The following is a 24,001-nucleotide window of genomic DNA, read 5'->3' as shown; positions in this document are numbered from 1 at the left end:
ATCCATGTCCGCTACCGTCTCTCCGCTCGCTCCCAAATCCTACCCCGACATGCCGGCCCTGCGCGGCGTGCGCATGGCAACGGCCGCCGCCGGCATCAAATACAAGAACCGCACCGACGTGCTGCTGATGGTGTTTGACGAACCGGCCTCCGTCGCGGGCGTGTTCACCCGCTCCAAATGCCCTTCCGCACCGGTCGATTTCTGCCGCGCGAACCTGCCGAAGGGTCTTGCGCGGGCCGTGGTGGTCAATTCCGGCAATGCCAATGCCTTTACGGGCGTCAAGGGACGGGCGGCAACCGAGCTGACAGCCCAGGCGGCATCCAAGGCCGTGGGTTGCGAGGTCGGCGATGTCTATCTCGCATCGACGGGTGTCATCGGCGAGCCGCTCGATGCCTCGAAATTTTCCGGTGTTCTCGGGGATATGTGCCGGGATGCCACTGATGATTTCTGGCTTGAAGCCGCCAAGGCCATCATGACCACGGATACCTATCCGAAGGTCGCGACCCGCACGGCGGCGATCGGCGGCGTCACCGTGACGATCAACGGCATCGCCAAGGGCGCCGGCATGATCGCACCGGATATGGCCACGATGCTGTCCTTCGTCGTCACCGATGCCGATATCGCTCCTGCTGCGCTTCAGGCGCTTCTGTCGCAAGGCGTCGAGCCAAGCTTCAACGCGGTGACGGTCGACAGCGATACTTCGACCTCCGATACGCTTTTGCTGTTTGCCACGGGCAAGGCCGCCGCCGATGGGCAGGCGCGGGTGGAGACGGCGGAGGATGAGCGGCTTTTCGAGTTCCGCAGCGCGCTCAACGCTCTTCTGAAGGATCTTGCTCTGCAGGTGGTGCGGGACGGGGAAGGTGCGCGCAAGATGGTGGAAGTCACCGTCACGGGTGCGCAGAGCGATGCAGCGGCCAAGCGGATTGCCTTGTCGATCGCCAATTCGCCGCTGGTCAAGACGGCGGTTGCCGGCGAAGACGCCAATTGGGGTCGCGTGGTGATGGCCGTGGGCAAAGCCGGCGAGGTCGCCGATCGCGACCGTCTGGCGATCTGGTTCGGCGATGTGCGGGTTGCCGTCAATGGCGAGCGGGATGCCGGCTATTCCGAAGCAGCGGCCACTGCCGTCATGCAGCAGGAGGATATTCCGATCCGCGTCGACCTTGGCCTCGGCTCCGGCACGGCGACCGTCTGGACATGCGACCTGACAAAGGACTATGTCGCCATCAATGGCGATTACCGGAGCTGAAGATTTGATGCAGGCATTGACCTCCCACGGCAACCTGCCGCTTGTGCGGCGTCTGGAGGCCGTGGGCTTCCGCGCATGGCCGGCGGCATCCGTCGTCTACGATGGAAGCTGGCAGGTTCGGCTGACCGGAGGACATCCTTCCAAACGGTTGAACTCGGTCGTGCCGCTCGATCCGTCCGACAGCCGGGATGCGGTGCTGCGGATCGAGAAGGCGCGCAAGCGCTTCGAAGATTACGGTCGGCCGCTGGTCATCCGCGAAACGCCGCTCGCACCGCCGCAGCTGATCGACTGTCTTGCGGATGAAGGCTGGCAGGCCTTCGAGACGAGTCTGGTGATGATTGCCGATCTCGAGGGTCTGGAACTGCCAGAGGGTCTCGATCATCTGCCGAGCCACGATATCGGCCGCTTCATCGACGCACTGATCACCGTCGATCAGGCCGATCCGGCCATCAAGCCGGCGCTGGCGGAAATCATCAGCGCGATCAAGCCCGCCACCGGGCTCTTCATCGCGGAAAATCCGGGCGAGGCGCCACAGGCCGTGACCATCTGCGTGCAGGACAATGATCTCTCCGGGATCCTGTCCTTCTGCGTCGCCGCCTCCAGGCGGCGGAGCGGGCTTGGAACGGAAATGCTATCGGCGGCCCTTCGCTGGGCACGGATCAGCGGCGCAAGAACGGCCTGGCTTCAGGTCGTGGCCGATAACGAGCCCGCACTCGCTCTCTATCGCAAGTTCGGCTTCCGCGAAGCCTATCGCTACCGTTACTGGCGACAGGGAGATATCCTGTGAGCGCGGGCCGGCCTATCCTGCTTGTGGCAGCCTGCGCCCTGATCGATGCGGACGGGCGGATTCTGCTCGCCCAGCGCCCGCCGGGCAAGAGCCTTGCAGGGCTTTGGGAATTTCCGGGCGGCAAGGTCGAGACCGGGGAGACTCCCGAGGAGACGCTGGTGCGCGAACTGGAGGAGGAGCTCGGCATCGCCACGAAAGTGGCCTGTCTTGCCCCGCTGACCTTTGCCAGCCACAGCTACGAAAGCTTTCATCTCTTGATGCCGCTTTATGTATGCCGCCGGTTCGAAGGCATTGCGAGCGGGCGGGAAGGCCAGGCGCTCAAATGGGTCCGGCCCGCGGCGCTGCGCGACTATCCCATGCCGCCGGCGGATGAACCGCTCATCCCCTTCCTGCAGGATCTTCTTTGACTTATCCACAGGCGGTCGCCATGAGGCCGCACTGCGACCGCCGCATATCGGCAGCGTTAACAGATCCTTTAAGGGATTTGGACAAAATGCAGGCTTCTAGACGTCACTGTGCAATGAGGCCGCGATGGATGAGGAATTCTGGAAAACTGTTCGTGCCCAGCAAAGGGCATCGATCAGATCCGGCAGGACTGGCGCGCTCAATGTTGCGCTACTGTTCGGAACGGCTGCGATCGCCCTGTCCCTGATCGTCACACCCATGCTCGCCAAGCGCCAAGACACACGGCATATGGCGCATGTGCAGGAAGAGTTCGACATGATCACCACAGGCTCGATCCGTTCGAACGACAAGGGAACGAAACATTATACAATTCGGCGTAGTGTCCTGCAGGACAGTCCCGGCTCGATCTGCGTCGTGCAGGGCTATGAAGGTGAAAATCCCTGCTGACCGGCGGCCTGGGTGCTGCGGATCTGGTGGTGGCCCGATCCCGTCCGGTTCGCCTCCGCCTCCGATCGCTCTCGGCCCTCGCGAGCAGGGCCGGCTTGCGCCGCCGGCTCGACATGATGGCGCGGGGACCGGTCATGCCGGCAACGGATGAGGAAGACGATGAAGACCATGCTCGCCATGCTTCGCAATACGGAGGCGTCGACGGCAGTCGAATACGGTCTCATCGCCGGCATCATCGCGGTGGCGCTGATTTCCGGCTTCGGCCTGATCAGCGGCAATCTCGAAGATATCCTGGTGCGGATCGACAACGTCATCAAGTCGAAGATGTAGGGTCCTCGGGCAGGCCTTCCGCCGGGGGCTTCAGCGCATCGGCAAGCCGCATCTTCGCCGAGCCCGGCTTCAGGGGCTTCTGCTGGCTTTCATGCGGTGCCCAGCCCGAAACATAGACAATCGAGAAACTTGCCCGGATCCTGCCGTCGGGATCGGCGTATCGCTCGGCATAGAGTTGCGCCGCGCGCAGGAAGAACTGGCGGTTCAGCGGTCGCCGGCTGCGTCCGACCAGTGGATTGGTCATTCCCATGGCCCGCAGGTCACGCATCAGATCGAAAAGGGTATCGTAGCGCACCGTATAGTTTTCGGCATCGATGACGGGAAGGGCAAAGCCCGCCCGCTGCAGCAGCCCGCCAATATCGCGCACATCGGCAAAGGGAATGACCCGCGGGCTGGCGCCGCCGAACACCTCCGCTTCCGCCGAAAGCAGAACATCGCGCAATTCGGCCAGCGTGCCTGCTCCTGGAATGGCGGCCAAAAACAGACCGTCCGGCTTCAGGGCGCGACGGATGCGCACCATCATGCCGGGCGTATCATTGGTGAGGTGCAGGGAGAGCGGCGACAGAATGAGATTGACCGACTGATCGGCCAGCGGGACCTCCTCCAGCGCCGCTTCCCGCAGGGCCTCGCCATCACGGGCGAAGACGGCATGCGTCTCGATCCGCTGTATATGGCCGATGCGCCCGGTGGCCAGCGCCTCCCGGGCAACGGAGCCGGTGCCGCCATGCAGCTCCACTGCCTCGTCGAATTGCCGCTCGACCACCGCCAGCCGCTCTGCCAGTTCCCGGGCCGCGACATCCACCAGAAAATCGGCGCCATCTGCGGCGCGCCGGGCCGCTTGCTCCCGCCTGCGGGTGACGAGCGGCAGATCAAACAGGACTTCCATCATGCCTATCCATTCAAATTTGCAGGTCGCATGGGCGCCAGCCCTGCGATATTGTCAAGAGATGGGGAAGGTGGGTGACGAAATCGAGGGCAGGTCGCGCCGAATGCGGTGGTCGCCAGGGCTGCGTCCGCTGCTCGATCTGTTGTTTCCGCCACGATGCGCGGCCTGCGGTGTCCTGACCGGAAATCACCATGCGCTATGCCCGAAGTGCTGGAGCAGCATGCGTTTCATCGAACGCCCCTTCTGCGAAACGCTCGGCATTCCCTTCTCCTATGATCCGGGCGAAGGCATGGTGTGCGCCGATGCCATTGCCCATCCGCCCGTCTTCGACCGGCTCCGTGCCGTCGCATTGCATGAGGGTCCGGCGCGCGATCTGGTCCATGCCCTCAAATATCGCGACCGGACGGAGCTCGCGCCGATGATGGCGCGCTGGATGCAGAGGGTGGGCGGTCCGCATCTGGACAGGTGCGACATCATCATCCCGGTGCCGTTGCACTGGCGCCGGCTCGCCCATAGGCGGTTCAACCAGGCGGCGGAGCTTGCTCGGGCACTGGCGCGCCAGTCCGGCAAGCCCATGCTGGTCGATGTGCTGATCCGCAAGAAAGCCACGCGTCGCCAGGTCGGACTGACGGCGAAAGGTCGGGAAGACAATCTGCGGGCCGCCTTCGCCGTCCGGCAGGGCCGGGAAAACGACCTCTTCGCAAAACATGTCGTTCTGATCGACGACGTCTACACGACCGGCGCGACCGTCGCCTCCGCCGCCCGGGCGCTGAAGCGCGCCGGTGCCGCGGAAGTCACGGTTTTGAGCTTTGCAATGGCGCTGGCCCAGCCTATATGACGAGGATAAGACAGGCAGCGGCCCTTGCGGGTTTTCGGCTGCCGGATAAGGAGTTCCTATGGCAGATGTGGTGATCTACACACGGCAACTCTGCGGCTATTGCGCGCGGGCAAAATCCCTCCTGCAGGCCAAAGGCGTTGCCTTTACCGAACATGATGCCTCCTTTTCGCAGGAGCTGCGGCAGGAGATGATCGACAAGGCGAATGGCCGGACCACCTTCCCGCAGATCTTCATCGACGGACGTCACATCGGCGGCTGCGACGATCTGCATGCGCTCGACCGGGATGGCAAGCTCGATCCGCTTCTGGCGGCGTGAGGCCATCATGCCGATCAAGCTTGCCGCTATCCAGATGTGTTCGGGCGTCGACCCGCAGGTGAATGCGGCCGCCATGGCACGGCTTGTTCGCGACGCGGCGGCGCAGGGTGCCATCTATGTGCAGACGCCGGAAATGACCGGCGCCCTGCAGCGGGATCGCGCCGGTCTGCGTGCGATCCTGCGGGACGAGAGCGATGATCTGATCCTGGCCGAAGCCGCAGCGCTTGCCAGCGACCTCTCCATATTCGTGCATATCGGCTCGACCGCGATTGCCCGAGCCGATGGAAAGATTGCCAATCGCAGCTTCCTGCTCGGCCCGGACGGCCGGCTCATCTGTTCCTATGACAAGATCCACATGTTCGATGTGGATCTCGATCACGGCCAGAGCTGGCGTGAAAGCGCTGCCTATGAAGCCGGAACCGAAGCCCGCGTGGCGACGCTGCCCTTCGGCAGGCTGGGTTTCGCGATCTGCTATGATGTACGCTTCCCGCAGCTCTTCAGGGCAGAGGCTCTGGCCGGTGCCGAGATCCTGACGGTTCCTGCCGCCTTCACGCGCTCGACCGGCGAGGCGCATTGGGAAATCCTGCTGCGGGCGCGCGCCATCGAAAACGGCGCCTTCGTCGTTGCCGCGGCGCAGGCCGGCATACATGAGGATGGCCGGGAAACCTATGGCCACTCCATGATCATCGATCCGTGGGGCCGCATTCTCGGCGAGGCGGGTGGCGAAGGTGAGGCCGTGGTGATGGCCGAGATCGACATGGAGGCGGTCCATTCCGCGCGCGCCAAGATCCCCAATCTCGTCAATGCCCGTGAATTCGCGCTGGACAGGGTAGAGCCGATGGCGGGAGGGGTGACGGGGTGATCCGCTATTCGCTTGCCTGTGACAGCGGCCATGGCTTCGAAGGCTGGTTCTCCGAAAGCGCCGATTTCGAGCGTCAGGTCGAAAGCGGACTGCTGACCTGTCCCGTCTGCGGCTCCGGCAAAGTCAGCAAGTCATTGATGGCGCCCTCCGTTGCCACGGCCCGGCAGAAGGAGGAGCGTCAGAAGGTGGCGATGGACGTCGCACGCCAGGAGGCTATCGCCAAGCTGAAGGAGGCCGTTGCTGCCATCAAGGCAACGGCTGAGGATGTCGGAGAACGGTTTCCGGAAGAGGCGCGCAAGATGCATTACGGCGAAGCCGATACGCGCGGCATCATCGGCCAGGCAAGCCTTGCGGAGGTTCGCGACCTGATCGATGAGGGGATAGAGGTCGCGCCGCTGCCGGTGCTCCCGGACGATGCCAACTGAGCCTGTTTGACGGGCGCTTCGGCATCCGGAACGCCGCGCATTGCAGACGGCCTCTATGAACGCCGCACCAATCGCAGCCTACCTGCACCCGTGCCATTCCAGCCAGCTCAGACCGGATCGGCGGTCTTCGGACGCTGGACCAGCATCATGTAGTTGACGTCCATGTCACGGGAGAGGTTCCAGCGGTCCTGCAGCACATTGTAGAACACGCCCGTGCGATGCACGACCTCCATGCCGGAGGCCAGGAGCGGGCGTTCGAGCTCTTCGGGACGAACGAGCTTGTCGTAGGAATGCGTGCCCTTCGGCAACCAGCGCAAGAGATTTTCCGCGGCGAAAATAGCCAGCGCATTGGCCTTGAAGGTGCGGTTGATGGTCGCGATGAACATCAGGCCGCCCGGCCGCACCATCGAGGCGCAGGTCGAGATGAACAGGTTCACGTCGGAGACATGTTCCACCACTTCCATGTTCAAGATGACGTCGAAGGCTTCGCCGGCTTCGGCCAGTTGTTCGGCGGTGAGCGCCCGGTAATCCACAGTCACGCCGGTTTCGGCGGCATGGGTTTCGGCAATGCGGACATTCTTCTCCGACGGATCGGCGCCCACGACCTCGGCCCCCATGCGCGCCATGGGTTCGGACAACAGGCCGCCGCCGCAGCCGATATCGAGGAACCGCAGCCCCTCGAAGGGACGGTGGCTTTTCGGATCGCGGCCGAAATGCTCGCAGACCCGGTCGCGGATATAGGCAAGCCGCACCGGGTTGAATTTGTGCAGGGGCTTGAACTTGCCCGTCGGGTTCCACCATTCGGCAGCCATTGCGGAGAAGCGATCGACCTCGCTCTGATCGATTGTCGTGGCAGGCGCATCGCTCATCGGTTTTCTCCCTTTGCTTGGCTTGCGACTGAAGTCGTCTTGCAAGAGCCGCTTGTCAAGTCTGGCGGCATCACGCGGCGCGTCGGCCATGACTTAAAAAAACCGAATTTGGACTGGTGATAGAGCGCCGAAGGGACGTTCCAAGAAGAAGAACAATTCCCAGGAGGTTGGGTGTGAAACGTCATCTACTGACACTTTTGGCCATTCTCGGCCTGTCGTCCATGCCGGTTGTCGCCGAGGCGGCGACGAACGGCTTTGCAACGGCGAACGTCAATATGCGCTCCGGTCCGAGCACGCGCTATCCGGCGGTCGTGGTGATACCGAATGGTGCGCCGATCGTCATCCATGGCTGCCTCAACACGGTCAACTGGTGCGACGTATCCTTCTCGCGGGGGCGCGGCTGGGTGTCCGGCAATTACATCCAGGCGGGCTATCAGCAGCGGCGGGTCTATGTGGACCGGCAATATTATCAGCCGCTCGGGATCCCGATCATCACCTTCGATGTCGATACCTATTGGGAGCGCTATTATCGCGACCGCGATTTCTACCGCGAGCGGGATCGCTGGCGCCGGTGGGATTATCGACGGGACGTGCCGCCGCCGCCGGTCTATGACAGCCGACGTCACGACCCCATCCGCGACCGCGACCGGTTCCGGGATGAGGGGCGCTACCGCTACGAGGATCCCTACCGTCTGGACGACGGCGATCGCGGGCGCGGCATCGGGGACCGTCGCGACAACTGGAGAGACAGACGCGATATCGAGCCGGATTACGACCGCCCCAGGGATCGAGGTCGCGGCATCGATAGCGGATTTGACGCGGACGGCTGCCCGCCGGATCGTCCCTGCGTCTTGCCGCAGCGATAAACTGTAGGACTCCAAGGGGACCCACGGGTACTCAAGGCTACTCAAGGGGAGCCGGGGGGACTCAAAGGGGCTCCAAGGCTTTCTTTTCCAGGCCATGCCGGATTGGCTGTCGGGCGTACCGCTGCGCCCGACATGGCCATTGCGCGCCTTGCACCTTTTCGCTAAGAGGACGCCGCAACCGCCCCGGCGCTCGTAGCCACGGGCGAACCCGGTTTCAAAAAGCCACGCACCCGGCAAGGGTCGCGTGAAAAGGTGGTCTTGGTCCGTTATGGCACGCATCGTCATGAAGTTCGGCGGCACGTCTGTCGCCAATCTCGAACGCATTCATAATGTCGCGCGCCATGTGAAACGTGAAGTGGATGCCGGCCACGAAGTGGCGGTCGTCGTCTCGGCCATGTCCGGCAAGACGAATGAGCTGGTGGGATGGGTGCAGGACACGCCCAAGGTCGCCAATACCAATTCACCCTTCTATGACGCGCGCGAATATGATGCCGTCGTCGCATCCGGCGAGCAGGTGACCTCCGGGCTGCTCGCGATCGCGCTGCAGTCGCTGGGCATCAATGCCCGTTCCTGGCAGGGCTGGCAGATCCCGATCCGCACCGACAATGCCCATGGCGCGGCCCGTATCCTCGATATTGACGGAAGCGATATCATCCGCCGCATGGGCGAGGGCCAGGTGGCCGTGGTGGCCGGCTTCCAGGGGCTTGGCCCGGATAACCGGATTGCCACGCTCGGTCGCGGCGGATCCGACACGTCGGCCGTCGCTATCGCCGCGGCGGTCAAGGCCGATCGCTGCGATATCTACACCGATGTCGACGGCGTCTACACGACCGATCCCCGTATCGTGCCGAAGGCACGCCGGATGAAGAAGATCTCCTTCGAGGAAATGCTGGAAATGGCATCGCTCGGTGCGAAGGTGCTGCAGGTGCGCTCGGTCGAGCTTGCCATGGTGCACAAGGTCCGCACCTTCGTCCGCTCCAGTTTCGAGGATCCCGATGCACCGGGCATGGGCGACCTCATCAACCCGCCCGGTACTTTGATTTGCGACGAGGAAGAGATCGTGGAACAGGAAGTCGTTACCGGCATCGCCTATGCCAAGGATGAAGCACAGATTTCGTTGCGTCGCGTGTCGGATCGGCCGGGCGTCTCTGCCGCCATCTTCGGTCCGCTGGCCGAGGCGCATATCAATGTCGACATGATCGTCCAGAATATTTCCGAGGACGGCTCCAAGACCGACATGACGTTCACCGTTCCCTACGGCGACGTCGACAAGGCGATGAAGGTCCTTGAAGAAAACAAGGACCGCATCGGCTTTGACGTGGTGCAGAACGAGACCGGCCTCTGCAAGGTCTCGGTCGTCGGCATCGGCATGCGCAGCCATGCCGGCGTTGCCGCAACCGCATTCAAGGCGCTGGCCGACAAGAGCATCAACATCAAGGCGATCACCACGTCCGAGATCAAGATTTCCATCCTGATCGACGGTGCTTATTCCGAACTGGCCGTTCGGACTTTGCATTCCGCCTACGGCCTCGATAAGAGTTGATATCGTACCGGCGCGGTTGCGTCGTCTGAAGGGGCGGCGCATCATCTTCCGGATGTGGTCATTTTGAGATTCGGGAGTGGATATGCCGATGAGAGACCTGTCGGCAGGCCCGCGCGTCCTGCTGAGACGGCTTCGGGAACTGATGGCGGAGCCTTTGGAGCCGCAGGATCGGCTCGACCGCATCGTCAGCCAGATCGCCAGCAATATGGTGGCCGAAGTCTGCTCGGTCTATGTCCTGAGATCCGACGGCGTGCTGGAGCTCTATGCGACCGAAGGTCTCAACAAGGATTCCGTCCATCTGGCCCAGCTGAAAATGGGGCAAGGTCTTGTCGGCACGATCGCCGCCTCGGCGCAACCGCTCAACCTGTCCGACGCCCAGACCCATCCCGCCTTCCGCTATCTCCCTGAAACGGGAGAGGAAATCTACCACTCATTCCTCGGCGTCCCGATCCTGCGCGCCGGTCGCACTTTGGGCGTTCTCGTCGTACAGAACAAGGCACAGCGCAACTACCGCGAAGACGAGGTAGAGGCGATGGAAACCACTGCCATGTTGATCGCCGAGATGATTGCGACCGGAGAACTGAAGAAGATCACCCAGCCGGGGCTGGAGCTCGACCTGACACGGGCCATCACCATCGAGGCGGATGGCTATAATGAAGGCATCGGCCTTGGCCATGTCGTCCTGCACGAGCCGCGAATCGTGGTGACCAATCTCCTGAACGACGATGCGGACCGGGAGATCGGCCGGCTGGTGGAAGCCATCGGCTCGCTCCGGCTGTCGATCGACGACATGCTGTCGCGGCGCGAGGTTTCGCAGGAGGGGGAGCATCGCGAGGTTCTTGAGACCTATCGCATGTTTGCCCATGACCAGGGCTGGGTGCGGCGGATGGAGGAAGCCATCCGCAACGGGCTGACCGCGGAAGCGGCGGTCGAGAAGGTCCAGAGCGATACGAAGGCGCGGATGATGCGCCTGACCGATCCCTACCTGCGCGAGCGCATGCATGATTTCGACGATCTGGCCAACCGGCTGCTGCGCCAGCTGACCGGATTTTCCGGACGCGCCTTCGACGAGGGCTTTCCGAGCGACGCCATCATCTTTGCCCGCGCCATGGGCGCTGCCGAACTTCTGGATTATCCGCGCGCCGCGCTTCGCGGACTGGTGCTGGAGGATGGCGCGGTGACCAGCCATGTCGTCATCGTGGCGCGCGCCATGGGTATTCCCGTCATCGGGCAGGCAACCGGCGTCGTCGCGCTTGCCGAAAACGGCGATCCGGCGATTATCGATGGCGATGACGGGCAGGTGCATCTGCGTCCCGTCGGCGACCTTGTGAAGGCCTATGAGGAGAAGGTGCGCCTGCGCGCGCGCCGGCAGGAGCAGTTCCGCGCACTCCGCGATGTCGATCCGGTCACCAAGGATGGCCAACGCGTGAGCCTCCTGATGAATGCCGGCCTGATGGTGGATCTGCCGCAACTGGCCGAATCCGGAGCGGATGGCATCGGCCTGTTCCGCACCGAACTGCAGTTCATGATCGCTTCGAAAATGCCGAAGCTCGAAGAGCAGGAAGCCTTTTATCGCAATGTGATGCGCCAGACGGCCGGTCATCCGGTAACCTTTCGGACGCTCGACATCGGCGGCGACAAGGTGGTCTCCTATTTCCGGGCCCAGGACGAGGAGAATCCGGCGCTCGGATGGCGGGCGATCCGCCTGTCTTTGGACAGGCCCGGCCTCTTGCGCACGCAGCTGCGCGCGCTCCTGCGCGCGGCGACAGGATCCGAGCTGAAGATGATGTTGCCGATGGTGACGGAGGTTTCCGAAATCCATGCCGTTCGCGAACTGCTGCAAAAGGAAGTGCAGCATCTGTCGAAATTCGGCCATTCGCTGCCGCGCAAGCTGCAATTCGGCGCCATGCTGGAAGTGCCTGCCCTGATGTGGCAGCTGGACGAGCTGATGCAGGAGGTGGATTTCGTCTCCGTCGGCTCCAATGACCTGTTCCAGTTCATGATGGCGGCCGACCGGGGCAATGCCCGCGTTTCCGATCGTTTCGACATTCTCGGAAAGCCCTTCCTGCGGATTCTGCGCGATATCGTCAGGGCGGCAGAGCGCAACAAGACGCCGCTGACCCTGTGCGGCGAAATGGCGAGCAAGCCCTTGTCGGCCATGGCGCTGATCGGTCTCGGCTTCCGCTCTGTCTCCATGACGCCGACCTCGATCGGGCCGGTCAAGGCCATGCTTCTGGGGCTGGACGCGGCGCTCCTGGCGGACGATCTGAACCGCATGCTGGACGATCATCGGTCAACGGCATCGGTGCGCGAGATGCTGATCGCCTTCGCGACGGCGAATAATATTCCGGTTTAGAACGGTCGGCATCCGGGTCGGGAGCTTTTGGGCGGCGTTCAAGGCCGGCAGGGTTCCACGGCGACCGAACCACGAGAAGAACAAGAAGAAACGGAGATCGACGTGGCGAAACTTCCAGTCGAAAAGATGCGCGAACTCGAGCGGCGCTTCAGCGAGATCGAGGCCCGCATGTCGGAGGGGCCCTCGGCCGAGGTCTATGTGAAGCTCGCATCCGAATATTCCGAGCTGCAGCCCGTGGTCAGCAAGATCCGGGACTATCAGAAGACGCTCGCCGAAATCACCGATCTGAAGGCCATGCTTGCGGACAAGGCGACCGACCGGGAGATGCGCGAACTGGCGGAAATGGAATTGCCTGAGGCTCAGGAACGGCTGGAGGCGCTGGAAAACGAGATGCAGATCCTTCTTCTGCCGAAAGATGCGGCGGATGAGAAGAATGCCATTCTCGAAATCCGGGCCGGTACCGGCGGCAATGAAGCGGCGCTGTTTGCCGGCGATCTGTTTCGCATGTATGAGCGCTTTGCCGCCACCAAGGGCTGGAAGGTGGAGGTTCTTTCCGCATCGGAAGGCGAGGCGGGCGGTTTCAAGGAAATCATTGCCATGATCAGCGGGCGCGGCGCCTTTGCCAAGTTGAAGTTCGAATCCGGCGTGCACCGGGTGCAGCGCGTGCCGGAAACGGAAGCGAGCGGACGCATCCATACCTCGGCGGCGACCGTTGCCGTGCTGCCGGAGGCGGAGGATATTGATATCGAGATCCGGCCGGAAGACATCCGGATCGATACGATGCGCGCATCCGGGGCCGGCGGCCAGCACGTCAACACGACGGATTCCGCCGTCCGCATCACCCATCTTCCGACCGGGCTGATCGTGACAAGCTCGGAGAAATCGCAGCACCAGAACCGGGCGAAAGCCATGCAGGTGCTGCGCTCGCGGCTGTATGATATCGAGCGGCAGAAGGCGGACAGCGAGCGATCCGCCGACCGCCGCAGCCAGGTGGGATCGGGAGACCGCTCCGAGCGCATCCGCACCTATAATTTCCCGCAAGGACGGTTGACCGACCACCGCATCAACCTGACGCTCTACAAGCTGGACCGTATGATCGAAGGCGAGCTCGACGAATTGCTCGACGCCCTGATCGCCGACTACCAGGCAGGGCAGCTGGCAAGGCTCGGGGATCAGCCGTGACGACGACGCGAGCCAGCCTTCTGGCGGAGATCCGCGGCCGGCTCGCGGCGGCAGGCTTCGCCGAACCGGCGCTCGAAGCGCGCCTTCTCGTATCGGCTCTTCTGGAACTGACCTTGACCGATCTGGTCGTCAAGCCGGACGTTGCCGTCTCGGCCGAGGATGCCGAACAGCTGCGTGCAGCGCTGTCGCGGCGGCTGGCGCATGAGCCCGTGCACCGCATCCTCGGTTACCGGGACTTTCACGGCCTGCGCCTGGCCTTGTCCCCGGAGACGCTCGAACCCCGCCCTGATACCGAGGTACTTGTCGATGCGGTGCTTCGGCACGTGAAGACGGCCGGGGTGCGGCCCGCCGGTCGACTGCTCGATCTCGGAACCGGCTCGGGCGCCATCGCCCTTGCACTTCTCAACGCCCTGCCGGAGTTTCACGGCACGGGCCTCGATATTTCCGCCGGCGCTCTTGAAACGGCCAGCCGCAATGCACACGTCCTTGGGATGGGCGACCGCTTCAAGGCGCTACAATCGAACTGGTTCGACAAGGTGCAAGGTCGCTTTGACATCATCGTGTCAAATCCGCCCTATATCCGAAGTGAGGTCATTGGCGGACTGGAGCCGGAAGTCAGAGACTATGATCCTCTGCTCGCCCTGGATGGCGGTGCAGACGGGCTGGAAGCCTATCGGAGAATTGCCTGTGATTCGCGGGATTTTCTTGAAGATAATGGTTTGCTCGCACTTGAGATCGGCTATGATCAGAAGCAAGCAGTCACAAAGGTTTTCACTGCACAGGACTATACTTTGATCGAATCGGTATCCGACTATGGAGGCAATGACCGCGCACTGCTTTTTCGCGCGGAATGACGCGTAATTGCCATTCGGAGAGGCGAGAACGATCCTCGAGGTTTGGTCCACATCCCGCTCTGCTTCGCCCTCCTTTTGCACTCGCGAAAGAAAAGGCTTGGATTTCCAGATGAAGCGGGATAGTTTGCAGCACGCACTGGGCGGCTGGGAATGAACGTAGATTCGTTCAGGTTAAGCTCAACCGCATACAGCTCCCTTTGAAGGAGCTTCAAGCGTTGAACATTTCCCGGTGCGTGCATCACAGAAACTGACTTTCACTAGCGGCAGGACGGATGAGTCGGCCTGTCTGCGGCGCGTGAAGCCTTGTTTCGGCGATGAGCCGCATGGCCGCGTGGCCCTTAATCAGCAAAGCACAGAGAATTCAGGTGAAAAATCGATGAGGCCAGGACAGCAGAATAAGCGTGGTCGGGGGCGCGGCAGCAACAACAATAACAATGGCGGCGGTGGCGGCGGCAATAACTTCAATCGGAAGGGCTCCAATCCGCTGACCCGGACCTACGACAGCTCCGGCCCCGATATCAAGATTCGTGGAACCGCTCAGCATATTGCGGAAAAATATGCGACTTTGGCCCGTGACGCTCAGAGCGCCGGCGACCGCGTCATGGCGGAAAACTATCTTCAGCATGCCGAGCATTACAACCGCATCATTGCGGCCGCACAGGCCCAGATGCAGGAGCGCTTCCAGCGTGACGAGCGCCATGATTCGGCGGATCGCGATGGCGACGACATGGACGGCATGGATGGTGACGACAACGGCTTCGTACAGCAGTCGTCGCAGGCGCCGTCGGCCTCTTCCGCCTCTGGTGCCCCGGCTGCGCAGCAGGCTCCGGCCGCCCAGTCTCCGGCAGAGCGGGCACCCGCCGCCAAGGCTCCGGCCGAACGGGCACCGGCCTCACATCAGTCACCCGCGCCGCGCCGGCGCGAAGCCGTTGCGCAGCCCGCAGCGGTCGTCGATGACGGTTCCGGTCCTCAGCCGATTATCGAGGGAACCCCTGCCGAAGTGGCGATCGAGGAAGAAGGCGCAGCCGCTGCTGCTCCCCGCGAGCGCCAGCCCCGCCGCCGCAGCCCGAGCAATCGTCCGCGTCGGACCCGCCGGACTGCCGATGGCGAAGGCGAGACGACGGCGGGAGATGACGCTCCGGCTCTCGCCGAAGCCGGCGAATAAGCGGGCGCGCCGCCGTTCGGTGGCGCTCCCGTTTGCGGCGCTCCCGTTTGCGGCACTTGCGATCCGCGAGACATTCAGTCTGCGGAACTTACAAGACGCGCACCGGTCGCAGGCGCAGCTGGCTTCAGAGGCGGCAAATTCATCTTTAAAACCCCGGCCTGTCACAGGTCGGGGTTTTTCGTTTGGCGATCTTTAAACGCCGTTTCATGCCTCCCATATCTCTTCCGACACGTCTTTTCGCTTGCAAGCCAATGCGGAAAGAAGGGCTCGCCTTTTGAGGGAGCTCAATCTCAACTGTCGGCCTGTGGCTTATATAAGGGCAGGGCGATCCAAGGAGGTTACACATGAATATAGAGAAATATTCCGAGCGGGTTCGCGGATTCCTGCAGTCTGCCCAGACCCTTGCCCTGTCGGAGGGGCATCAGCAATTTACCCCTGAACATGTCCTGAAAGTTCTGCTGGATGACGAGCAGGGCATGGCTGCTTCGCTGATCGAGCGCGCTGGCGGCAATGCCAAGGAAGCCCGTCTTGCCAATGATGCAGCGCTTGCAAAATTGCCCAAGGTCTCCGGCGGCAATGGCCAGGTCTATCTGGCGCAACCGCTCGCGCGGGTGTTTTCCACTGCCGAAGATGCCGCCAAGAAGGCCGGAGACAGTTTCGTCACCGTCGAGCGCCTGCTGCTGGCGCTTGCCATCGAGGGCACGGCATCCACATCCGCCAGCCTGAAGAAGGCCGGCGTCACGGCGCAGTCGCTCAACCAGGTCATCAACGACCTGCGCAAGGGACGCACGGCCGACAGTGCCAATGCCGAACAGGGCTTCGATGCGCTGAAGAAGTTTGCGCGCGATCTGACGGCCGAGGCGCGTGAGGGTCGGCTCGATCCGGTTATCGGCCGTGACGACGAAATCCGCCGGACGATCCAGGTCCTGTCGCGACGGACGAAGAACAATCCTGTCCTGATCGGCGAGCCCGGCGTTGGCAAGACAGCCATTGCCGAGGGTCTGGCGCTGCGTATCGTCAATGGCGACGTGCCGGAAAGCCTGAAGGACAAGCGCCTGATGGCTCTCGACATGGGCGCATTGATTGCCGGCGCCAAATATCGCGGTGAATTCGAGGAGCGGCTGAAGAGCGTGCTGTCCGAGGTACAGTCGGAAAACGGCGAGATCATCCTGTTCATCGACGAGATGCACACGCTTGTGGGTGCCGGCAAGGCCGATGGCGCCATGGACGCCTCCAATCTGTTGAAGCCGGCCCTGGCGCGTGGCGAGCTGCACTGCGTCGGCGCAACAACGCTGGATGAGTATCGCAAGCATGTCGAGAAGGATCCGGCGCTTGCCCGTCGCTTCCAGCCGGTAATGGTGGATGAGCCGACGGTGGAAGACACGATCTCGATCCTGCGCGGCCTGAAGGAGAAATACGAGCAGCATCACAAGGTCCGGATTTCCGATTCGGCTCTGGTTGCGGCTGCGACCCTGTCCAACCGCTATATCACGGACCGCTTTCTCCCGGACAAGGCGATCGACCTGATGGACGAGGCCGCATCCAGGCTGCGCATGCAGGTGGATTCCAAGCCGGAAGAGCTGGACGAACTCGACCGCCGCATCATCCAGCTCAAGATCGAGCGGGAGGCGCTGAAAAAGGAAACCGACACGGCGTCCGCCGATCGTCTGGCGCGCCTGGAGAGCGAGCTTTCCACGCTGGAGGAAGAGGCGGATGCGCTGACGGCCCGCTGGCAGGCGGAAAAGCAGAAGCTCGGCCTGGCTGCGGATCTCAAGCGCCAGCTGGACGAGGCACGCAATGATCTGGCGATTGCCCAGCGCAAAGGTGAATATCAGCGCGCCGGCGAACTGACCTATGGGGTGATCCCCAATCTGGAAAAGGCGCTGAAAGAGGCAGAGGAACGCGATTCGGCCGCATCATCCATGGTGCAGGAAGTCGTGACGCCGGATGCGATCGCCCATGTCGTGTCCCGCTGGACGGGTATTCCGGTCGACAAGATGCTGGAAGGCGAACGCGACAAGCTGTTGCGGATGGAAGACGAACTGGCGCGCTCGGTCGTCGGCCAGGGGGATGCGGTTCAGGCCGTGTCGCGTGCCGTGCGCCGCTCGCGTGCCGGCCTGCAGGATCCGAACCGGCCGATCGGCTCGTTCATCTTCCTCGGCCCGACCGGTGTCGGCAAAACGGAGCTCACCAAGTCTCTGGCGCGGTTCCTGTTTGACGACGAGACGGCCATGGTCCGGATCGACATGTCGGAATATATGGAGAAACACTCCGTATCCCGCCTCATCGGGGCACCTCCCGGCTATGTCGGCTATGACGAAGGCGGCGCGTTGACGGAGGCGATCCGCCGCAAGCCCTATCAGGTCGTCCTGTTCGACGAGATCGAAAAGGCGCATCCGGACGTGTTCAATGTCCTTCTGCAGGTGCTCGATGACGGGCGTCTGACGGACGGGCAGGGCCGGACGGTCGACTTCAAGAACACGATCATCATCATGACCTCCAATCTGGGCGCGGAATATCTGACGAGCCTGGGCGAGGGGCAGGATGTCGATAGCGTTCGCGATCAGGTGATGGATGTCGTGAAATCGTCCTTCCGTCCGGAATTCCTGAACCGTGTGGATGAGATCATTCTCTTCCATCGGCTGGCCCGCAGCGAGATGGGCGCGATTGTCGATATCCAGATGAAGCGGCTGCTGCAGCTTCTGCTCGACCGCAAGGTGACCCTTGACCTCGGTGACGATGCGCGGGAATGGCTGGCCAATAAGGGCTATGACCCGGTTTACGGGGCACGGCCGTTGAAGCGGGTCATTCAGAAATTCGTCCAGGACCCGCTGGCCGAACAGATCCTGGGCGGGCAGATCCCGGATGGATCGAGCGTCAAGATCTCGGCCGGCTCCGACCGCCTGCTGTTTTCGGTGAAACGGGACGTGGCGGAAGCCGCCTGACCCGATGCTGCATGAAGGGCCACCCTCGCGGTGGCCCTTTTTTTGCTCAATTCCTAGGGTCGATGCCATGGAGGGACAAGCCGAATGCTTCCCTTTCCCAGCCTGCGACCGTCTCCATCAGGTCTATTCAGTTCTCTGCCTAACCGTCGCCTTATCGGCTTGCGACCTGTTCGGCGCCGTTCGGATCGAGCAATGTGTCGATGCGCTTGCGCTCTTCTTCGAATCGGGCAAGCGCCTGGCCGCTCAGTGATTTGCCGCCCGGCAGCCGAACCTTCATCGCATCGACCTTGGTGCCGTTGACGATCAGCTCATAATGGAGATGCGCCCCGGTGGAAGAGCCGGTCGAGCCGACATAGCCGATGACCTGGCCCTGACGGATCCTGGCGCCTTCGCGGATGCCCTTGGCGATGGCGCTCTGGTGATTATACGAGGTCTCATAGCCATTGGTGTGCCGCACAATGGTCTGGTTGCCGTAGCCCGAGGCCCAGCCGGCCTTTTCGATAATGCCGTCGCCGGTGGCGATGATCGGCGTGCCGCGGGGGGCCGCCCAGTCCGTGCCGGTATGCATGCGCGAATAGCCGAGAATCGGATGGCGGCGCATGCCGAAGCCGGAGGTCAGGCGCCCGTTGGGCACCGGCGTGCGGAGAAGAAACTGGCGGATGCTCTTGCCATCCTGGTCGAAGTAATCGACCGAATTATCGTCCAGGTTCTGGAAGCGGTAGAAGCGTGTGACGGTGTCGCCGAATTTGGCGTTCACATACAGAAGCTCGGAATTGGGTCCGGCCGTGCCGGCCTCGTCGGCGGCGGAGAAGAAGGCTTCGATCGTATCCGTCGGCTTCAACTGCGCCTGGAGGTCGACGGTGCTGGCCAGAAGCTTGACGATGAGGGCCGTCATATCCTGCGTCATACCGTAGGAAAGGGCAGCACGGTAGATCCCGTCATAGACGCGGGGCATGTCGCGCCCCGGCGAAACCACCGGCACTTCCTCGGAAAAGGCGGTATCCACCGCGTCGAGATGGGGCGGTTCGCTGCCGTCGATGTAATGGCGATCATCGTCCAGCGCGATGGTGGCGCGGTGACGCCCGTCGCGATAGACGCTGGCGCGGATGATGGAGACGAAATCCCCCTCCTGGATCAGGCCGACCCGCAGCACATCGCCTTTGGTGAGCGAGGGGCTGCCAAGCCTGGCGCCGAGCGCATCGGCAATCATCTTGGCGCGATCCCCGGGATAGCCAAGGGTCGTCATCGCGTCGTCGATCGTGTTGTCGCGGCGGATCGGAATGACGTCCTCGGCATAATCGCGGGATTTTTCCGTGACGGGCTCGGGATTTGCGACGGAGATATTCTCTTCGACAATGCGGGCGGAGAGCGGAATGCCCATTGCCAGGTTCGGCTCGTCTGTTTCGAAGCGCTGGGGATCGACGTAATAGAGCGAGGCCTTCTGGGTTACCCCTTCCGTCAGGAGCGATCCATTGGTCCGGACATTTTCCTCGACTTCTTCCAAAGACATGCCGGGTGCGAAAGGAAGTGGCGCGGAATCCGTCGGGAAGGGCAGCATCTGGAGATTGACCTCCGAATCCACCTTGGATCCGTAGAGGATGCCGGTTGCGGCTGCCGGGTCGTCGCCGCCCTGTTGACCGGTCGAGAAGATCGTCAGCGGATCGAAGTTCGGGTAATCTTCCCCTGTGGATTGCTGATAGGCCGCAAGCGTCATGCGCACATGCGAGAAGGGCTGGCGCTTGACGATCTCCCGCTTGCCTTCCTTCACCAGCGTTGCCACTTCCATCACCTTGCGTCCGGTGGGCTGGGCAATGATCTTGGCTGCGATCAGGCGGTTGCCGCGACTGACGGCTTCATTGTCATGGCGGGGCAGGGCGGCAAAGGCTTCCGCGGGAATGGCAAGCTGCTGGCGGCCGTCCAGGGCCGCAAAAAGGGCAACACCCATGAGTGCCGAGGAGGTAATGCCCGTCAGGAAGGTGCCGGTCAGCCAGCGCAGCGAAATCTCGCGGCGATCGGGCGCACGCCGGCCATCGGCGAGGATCGGCGCCTCGTTTCCAAGAGAAGACACCAGAGTGCGAGGCGTCGTCATTCCTGTGGTGCTACCCTTCATTCTTGCTCGGCCGCATGCTCCGCGACAGATCGCCTGCCTGCATAGCTCGCCTGCAGATGTGCCCAATCTCAAACCGGGAGTCAAATCAGCGGCGACTTTAACAGCCACTACACCGCGCGATTCGTGGTTTCCGGCTCCGATCATGACCGGCGATTGTGGAATAGTCGGGGCGGTCGGCGAAGAGATGGCGGGACAAAGCTGAAGCCGATCGGCTCTGCAGTGCATCCGCACTGTCTCCAGCCGGATTCGCCGGTGCCTTGCCCCGTTTTTTTGGCGCAGTTTTTGGCGCCGGGGATGGTGCTGTCGAAATTCCCGATGGATTTCAGTGACTTGTCGGTTTTTTGGATTTTTTGCGATTGGCGGTGTTGACGCTTCGGGGTGCTATCCGTATAACGCCGCTCACTGACGAGGGCGGCGGCGCTGCTGGCGACGAAGTTTCTCGTTCTGGAGTGATTGGGGTTTATCCCTGGTTCTCCGGGGTTTTAGAGATCACAGACATTGGCTGAATGCTGATTGTGAGCCGAGGTTTCGGTTTTGGCTCTGGTGGTTTTGCGATTGGTTTTGACCGGGATTTCGGTCTGTTTTTTGACAATTGAATATGGACAAGAAAGAGAAACGTGGTCGGCGTGGTTTCGCAAAGAGGGTGAAAGCCCTTTTTGGAAAACGATTAGAGACGGTCACGTTTTGATATGAGAACACCGGTTCTTTGCTGGGTTTGGCTGATGTGATTGCTTTTGCGATGACGGCGGCTGGACCGGGCCATACTTCGCTGTGAAGCGGGATTGGTTTTGATGTGAAGGATCAAGTGAGTTCTCGTCGATTCAGAACAAGTGACAGTCTAGATTGAATTCTCAACTTGAGAGTTTGATCCTGGCTCAGAACGAACGCTGGCGGCAGGCTTAACACATGCAAGTCGAGCGCACCGCAAGGTGAGCGGCAGACGGGTGAGTAACGCGTGGGAATCTACCCAACCCTACGGAATAACCCAGGGAAACTTGGACTAATACCGTATACGCCCTTTTGGGGAAAGATTTATCGGGGATGGATGAGCCCGCGTTGGATTAGCTAGTTGGTGGGGTAAAGGCCTACCAAGGCGACGATCCATAGCTGGTCTGAGAGGATGATCAGCCACATTGGGACTGAGACACGGCCCAAACTCCTACGGGAGGCAGCAGTGGGGAATATTGGACAATGGGCGCAAGCCTGATCCAGCCATGCCGCGTGAGTGATGAAGGCCTTAGGGTTGTAAAGCTCTTTCAGTAGGGAAGATAATGACGGTACCTACAGAAGAAGCCCCGGCTAACTTCGTGCCAGCAGCCGCGGTAATACGAAGGGGGCTAGCGTTGTTCGGAATTACTGGGCGTAAAGCGCACGTAGGCGGACATTTAAGTCAGTGAAATCCCGGGCTCAACCTCGGAACTGCCTTTGATACTGGGTGTCTTGAGTGTGGAAGAGGTCAGTGGAATTGCGAGTGTAGAGGTGAAATTCGTAGATATTCGCAGGAACACCAGTGGCGAAGGCGGCTGACTGGTCCACAACTGACGCTGAGGTGCGAAAGCGTGGGGAGCAAACAGGATTAGATACCCTGGTAGTCCACGCCGTAAACGATGAATGTTAGCCGTCGGGCAGTTTACTGTTCGGTGGCGCCGCTAACGCATTAAACATTCCGCCTGGGGAGTACGGTCGCAAGATTAAAACTCAAAGGAATTGACGGGGCCCGCACAAGCGGTGGAGCATGTGGTTTAATTCGAAGCAACGCGCAGAACCTTACCAGCCCTTGACATGCCCTGACAGCCAGAGAGATTTGGTTTTCCTTCGGGGACAGGGACACAGGTGCTGCATGGCTGTCGTCAGCTCGTGTCGTGAGATGTTGGGTTAAGTCCCGCAACGAGCGCAACCCTCGCCCTTAGTTGCCAGCATTTGGTTGGGCACTCTAAGGGACTGCCGGTGATAAGCCGAGAGGAAGGTGGGGATGACGTCAAGTCCTCATGGCCCTTACGGGCTGGGCTACACACGTGCTACAATGGTGGTGACAGTGGGCAGCGAGCACGCGAGTGTGAGCTAATCTCCAAAAGCCATCTCAGTTCGGATTGCACTCTGCAACTCGAGTGCATGAAGTTGGAATCGCTAGTAATCGCGGATCAGCACGCCGCGGTGAATACGTTCCCGGGCCTTGTACACACCGCCCGTCACACCATGGGAGTTGGTTTTACCCGAAGGCGCTGCGCTAACCCTTAAAGGGAGGCAGGCGACCACGGTAGGGTCAGCGACTGGGGTGAAGTCGTAACAAGGTAGCCGTAGGGGAACCTGCGGCTGGATCACCTCCTTTCTAAGGAAGCCGATTCTAGCAGGCAAGGCCGCATGGCCATGCCCTTGCAAAATCCGCTTTTAGAACATAGATCGGACCAGTCAGGTCACGATCGAGCCGAAATACGCCGCGATACTGCTTGCAGATCGACGGTATGGCGAAATCCGCCGACCACGTTTCTCTTTCTTTGGAAGACAATTTTGACAGGATATGCCTGAAACAGGCCATCCGGAATGGGCCCGTAGCTCAGTTGGTTAGAGCACACGCTTGATAAGCGTGGGGTCGGAAGTTCAAGTCTTCCCGGGCCCACCATTGCTTGTTTGAGCCGGTTGGGTCGGGACGACATTCGGTTTGGTTTGGTCTGGTCGTTTGGTCTGGCCGTCGGGTTTTTGCCGTTCTGGTTTTGAACCGGATCCTGTCTGGGATTGAATGTTGCTGGAGCCGGTTGGGGTGACCTGTTCGGTTGAAGCGCTGGATGGGGCTGTAGCTCAGCTGGGAGAGCACCTGCTTTGCAAGCAGGGGTCAGCGGTTCGATCCCGCTCAGCTCCACCATTATTCGTCCTCACGCTGTCGCAAACTTCGTTTGCTGCGCTGCGGACGGGGCGCCGAGCGATCGGCGACGGGCTATCGCCCGGTATGGCTGCCCTCTCAAAGGTTGAGTGTGGTGCCGGCAGAGGCGATCGTGCTGCATGGCGCGTGAGTGAAAGATTGTCTTCCTGGAGAGTTTAGGTTTGCATCGCTTCGATGAAGCGTATGCCTGTTTTGTCCGTATTGTGAAGAGAAGATTGATCCGGATGAGCCCTTTGGGTTCATGCCAGTCAAGGATCGTTCGTTGTTCGGGGGCTTTTGGCCTTTGTCTGACGGATGGTCTGGTGGATGTTGCCTGACCGCGCATCCTCGGATTTGATCTCGAGAAGCTGGTCTTAATGATCAGACGCGAAGTGGGTCGCTCGGCGTGACCCCAATCAAAGCGATCTGATCGAACACGTCGATGGCATCTGAATGGTCCGGTTGTAAAAGGTAGCCGGATTGGTCAGGCAGTAGGGGTTAGGCAGTTGGCATTAGGGTTCATCCCTGGTGCCTGTTGCCTGCTGGCTATTGCCTCACCTTAAGATGAGCATTGGCAATGAGAACGATGAAGTGTCGTAAGGGCATTTGGTGGATGCCTTGGCATGCACAGGCGAAGAAGGACGTGATACGCTGCGAAAAGCCGTGGGGAGCTGCGAATGAGCTTTGATCCATGGATCTCCGAATGGGGAAA

General features: G+C 61.4%; 19 protein-coding genes, 2 tRNA genes and 2 rRNA genes (1 of these 23 only partly in view). 20 read left to right on the top strand and 3 right to left on the bottom strand.

Annotation, left to right across the window (positions count from 1 at the left end; all coding sequences use genetic code 11):
* The first annotated feature begins 4 nt into the window (after positions 1–4).
* The 5 genes from argJ (at position 5) to QTJ18_RS19535 (ending at position 3,215) form a co-directional block, all read left to right on the top strand.
* Positions 5–1,246, top strand: a complete 1,242-nt coding sequence (gene argJ / locus QTJ18_RS19555; protein ID WP_252754446.1) for a bifunctional glutamate N-acetyltransferase/amino-acid acetyltransferase ArgJ — start codon at positions 5–7, stop codon at positions 1,244–1,246.
* 7 nt (positions 1,247–1,253) lie between these two features.
* Positions 1,254–2,033 carry a GNAT family N-acetyltransferase gene (locus tag QTJ18_RS19550; RefSeq protein ID WP_252754447.1) on the top strand — a complete coding sequence of 260 codons (780 nt, stop codon included), beginning with the start codon at positions 1,254–1,256 and terminating at the stop codon, positions 2,031–2,033.
* Entirely contained in the window at positions 2,030–2,440 is a 411-nt protein-coding gene (locus QTJ18_RS19545) for a (deoxy)nucleoside triphosphate pyrophosphohydrolase (RefSeq protein ID WP_301557787.1), read from the top strand. The genes QTJ18_RS19550 and QTJ18_RS19545 overlap by 4 nt, the downstream gene beginning before the upstream one ends.
* Positions 2,441–2,564: 124 nt before the next feature.
* Positions 2,565–2,885, top strand: coding sequence for a hypothetical protein (locus QTJ18_RS19540; RefSeq protein WP_252754448.1), 321 nt, complete (start codon positions 2,565–2,567; stop codon positions 2,883–2,885).
* A 159-nt stretch (positions 2,886–3,044) separates the two neighbouring features.
* Complete coding sequence (locus QTJ18_RS19535) at positions 3,045–3,215, top strand: Flp family type IVb pilin (protein WP_252754449.1); 171 nt, start codon at positions 3,045–3,047, stop codon at positions 3,213–3,215.
* Here the strand turns inward: QTJ18_RS19535 and QTJ18_RS19530 are convergent.
* Positions 3,199–4,101, bottom strand: coding sequence for a methyltransferase domain-containing protein (locus tag QTJ18_RS19530; RefSeq protein WP_252754480.1), 903 nt, complete (start codon positions 4,099–4,101; stop codon positions 3,199–3,201). The two genes, QTJ18_RS19535 and QTJ18_RS19530, sit on opposite strands and share 17 nt — an antisense overlap.
* A 103-nt stretch (positions 4,102–4,204) precedes the next feature.
* On the opposite strand from QTJ18_RS19530, the gene QTJ18_RS19525 reads away from it, so the two are divergent.
* From QTJ18_RS19525 to QTJ18_RS19510, 4 genes are read left to right on the top strand one after another with little or no spacing between them, the layout of a single operon-like run.
* A complete protein-coding gene (locus QTJ18_RS19525; protein ID WP_252754450.1) occupies positions 4,205–4,939 on the top strand; it encodes a ComF family protein in 735 nt (244 codons plus the stop codon).
* Between the two features lie 58 nt (positions 4,940–4,997).
* Positions 4,998–5,255: a glutaredoxin 3 gene (gene grxC, locus QTJ18_RS19520; RefSeq protein WP_252754451.1), complete on the top strand. Its 258-nt coding sequence runs from the start codon at positions 4,998–5,000 to the stop codon at positions 5,253–5,255.
* Positions 5,256–5,262: 7 nt separating this feature from the next.
* A complete protein-coding gene (locus QTJ18_RS19515; protein WP_252754481.1) occupies positions 5,263–6,117 on the top strand; it encodes a carbon-nitrogen hydrolase family protein in 855 nt (284 codons plus the stop codon).
* On the top strand, positions 6,114–6,542 hold the full coding sequence (locus tag QTJ18_RS19510; RefSeq protein ID WP_252754452.1) for a DUF1178 family protein: 429 nt from the start codon (positions 6,114–6,116) through the stop codon (positions 6,540–6,542). Before QTJ18_RS19515 ends, QTJ18_RS19510 begins: the two co-directional genes overlap by 4 nt.
* A 107-nt stretch (positions 6,543–6,649) precedes the next feature.
* Here the strand turns inward: QTJ18_RS19510 and ubiG are convergent, their stop codons facing one another.
* Positions 6,650–7,411 (bottom strand): bifunctional 2-polyprenyl-6-hydroxyphenol methylase/3-demethylubiquinol 3-O-methyltransferase UbiG, encoded by a 762-nt coding sequence (ubiG, locus tag QTJ18_RS19505; protein WP_252754453.1) that lies wholly within the window; start codon positions 7,409–7,411, stop codon positions 6,650–6,652.
* A gap of 173 nt (positions 7,412–7,584) precedes the next feature.
* On the opposite strand from ubiG, the gene QTJ18_RS19500 reads away from it, so the two are divergent.
* From QTJ18_RS19500 to clpB, 7 genes are all read left to right on the top strand, one after another.
* Positions 7,585–8,277, top strand: a complete 693-nt coding sequence (locus QTJ18_RS19500; RefSeq protein ID WP_489667252.1) for an SH3 domain-containing protein — start codon at positions 7,585–7,587, stop codon at positions 8,275–8,277.
* A 268-nt stretch (positions 8,278–8,545) separates the two neighbouring features.
* Positions 8,546–9,820 carry an aspartate kinase gene (locus tag QTJ18_RS19495; protein WP_252754454.1) on the top strand — a complete coding sequence of 425 codons (1,275 nt, stop codon included), beginning with the start codon at positions 8,546–8,548 and terminating at the stop codon, positions 9,818–9,820.
* An 88-nt stretch (positions 9,821–9,908) separates the two neighbouring features.
* Positions 9,909–12,176 (top strand): phosphoenolpyruvate--protein phosphotransferase, encoded by a 2,268-nt coding sequence (gene ptsP / locus QTJ18_RS19490; RefSeq protein WP_252754455.1) that lies wholly within the window; start codon positions 9,909–9,911, stop codon positions 12,174–12,176.
* A gap of 102 nt (positions 12,177–12,278) precedes the next feature.
* The gene (gene prfA, locus QTJ18_RS19485) at positions 12,279–13,358 is read left to right on the top strand and encodes a peptide chain release factor 1 (protein ID WP_252754456.1); all 1,080 of its coding nucleotides are present in this window, start codon (positions 12,279–12,281) and stop codon (positions 13,356–13,358) included.
* The gene (gene prmC / locus QTJ18_RS19480) at positions 13,355–14,212 is read left to right on the top strand and encodes a peptide chain release factor N(5)-glutamine methyltransferase (protein ID WP_252754457.1); all 858 of its coding nucleotides are present in this window, start codon (positions 13,355–13,357) and stop codon (positions 14,210–14,212) included. The genes prfA and prmC overlap by 4 nt, the downstream gene beginning before the upstream one ends.
* 376 nt (positions 14,213–14,588) lie before the next feature.
* On the top strand, positions 14,589–15,377 hold the full coding sequence (locus QTJ18_RS19475; RefSeq protein ID WP_252754458.1) for a DUF4167 domain-containing protein: 789 nt from the start codon (positions 14,589–14,591) through the stop codon (positions 15,375–15,377).
* A gap of 344 nt (positions 15,378–15,721) precedes the next feature.
* The gene (gene clpB / locus QTJ18_RS19470) at positions 15,722–18,322 is read left to right on the top strand and encodes an ATP-dependent chaperone ClpB (RefSeq protein WP_252754459.1); all 2,601 of its coding nucleotides are present in this window, start codon (positions 15,722–15,724) and stop codon (positions 18,320–18,322) included.
* A 151-nt stretch (positions 18,323–18,473) separates the two neighbouring features.
* Here clpB and QTJ18_RS19465 read toward each other — a convergent pair whose 3' ends face one another.
* Positions 18,474–20,411, bottom strand: a complete 1,938-nt coding sequence (locus QTJ18_RS19465) for a M23 family metallopeptidase (RefSeq protein ID WP_252754460.1) — start codon at positions 20,409–20,411, stop codon at positions 18,474–18,476.
* 873 nt (positions 20,412–21,284) lie between these two features.
* On the opposite strand from QTJ18_RS19465, the gene QTJ18_RS19460 reads away from it, so the two are divergent.
* From QTJ18_RS19460 to QTJ18_RS19445, 4 genes are all read left to right on the top strand, one after another.
* Positions 21,285–22,761: ribosomal RNA gene (locus QTJ18_RS19460) — 16S ribosomal RNA — on the top strand.
* 214 nt (positions 22,762–22,975) lie between these two features.
* A tRNA-Ile gene (locus tag QTJ18_RS19455) sits at positions 22,976–23,052 on the top strand.
* 165 nt (positions 23,053–23,217) lie between these two features.
* Positions 23,218–23,292 (top strand) — tRNA-Ala (locus QTJ18_RS19450).
* A 582-nt stretch (positions 23,293–23,874) separates the two neighbouring features.
* Positions 23,875–24,001, top strand: a 23S ribosomal RNA gene (locus QTJ18_RS19445); it runs 2,894 nt beyond the window's last position.
* The 16S and 23S rRNA genes sit together here with 2 tRNA genes alongside, the layout of an rRNA operon.

Source organism: Rhizobium sp. SSA_523 (assembly GCF_030435705.1).
Taxonomy (GTDB): Bacteria; Pseudomonadota; Alphaproteobacteria; order Rhizobiales; family Rhizobiaceae; genus Neorhizobium.
The sequence above is the reverse complement of the archived record's forward strand: the minus strand, read 5'-3'. Positions and strand labels throughout refer to the sequence as shown.

What these genes read in the sequence shown, in the direction of transcription:
- argJ (WP_252754446.1), top strand. Translation starts at nt 5, where the DNA reads ATGTCCGCTACCGTCTCTCCGCTCGCTCCCAAATCCTACCCCGACATG.
- QTJ18_RS19550 (WP_252754447.1), top strand. Translation starts at nt 1,254, where the DNA reads ATGCAGGCATTGACCTCCCACGGCAACCTGCCGCTTGTGCGGCGTCTG.
- QTJ18_RS19540 (WP_252754448.1), top strand. Translation starts at nt 2,565, where the DNA reads ATGGATGAGGAATTCTGGAAAACTGTTCGTGCCCAGCAAAGGGCATCG.
- QTJ18_RS19535 (WP_252754449.1), top strand. Translation starts at nt 3,045, where the DNA reads ATGAAGACCATGCTCGCCATGCTTCGCAATACGGAGGCGTCGACGGCA.
- QTJ18_RS19530 (WP_252754480.1), bottom strand. Translation starts at nt 4,101, where the DNA reads ATGGAAGTCCTGTTTGATCTGCCGCTCGTCACCCGCAGGCGGGAGCAA.
- QTJ18_RS19525 (WP_252754450.1), top strand. Translation starts at nt 4,205, where the DNA reads ATGCGGTGGTCGCCAGGGCTGCGTCCGCTGCTCGATCTGTTGTTTCCG.
- grxC (WP_252754451.1), top strand. Translation starts at nt 4,998, where the DNA reads ATGGCAGATGTGGTGATCTACACACGGCAACTCTGCGGCTATTGCGCG.
- QTJ18_RS19515 (WP_252754481.1), top strand. Translation starts at nt 5,263, where the DNA reads ATGCCGATCAAGCTTGCCGCTATCCAGATGTGTTCGGGCGTCGACCCG.
- ubiG (WP_252754453.1), bottom strand. Translation starts at nt 7,411, where the DNA reads ATGAGCGATGCGCCTGCCACGACAATCGATCAGAGCGAGGTCGATCGC.
- QTJ18_RS19495 (WP_252754454.1), top strand. Translation starts at nt 8,546, where the DNA reads ATGGCACGCATCGTCATGAAGTTCGGCGGCACGTCTGTCGCCAATCTC.
- ptsP (WP_252754455.1), top strand. Translation starts at nt 9,909, where the DNA reads ATGAGAGACCTGTCGGCAGGCCCGCGCGTCCTGCTGAGACGGCTTCGG.
- QTJ18_RS19475 (WP_252754458.1), top strand. Translation starts at nt 14,589, where the DNA reads ATGAGGCCAGGACAGCAGAATAAGCGTGGTCGGGGGCGCGGCAGCAAC.
- clpB (WP_252754459.1), top strand. Translation starts at nt 15,722, where the DNA reads ATGAATATAGAGAAATATTCCGAGCGGGTTCGCGGATTCCTGCAGTCT.
- QTJ18_RS19465 (WP_252754460.1), bottom strand. Translation starts at nt 20,411, where the DNA reads ATGACGACGCCTCGCACTCTGGTGTCTTCTCTTGGAAACGAGGCGCCG.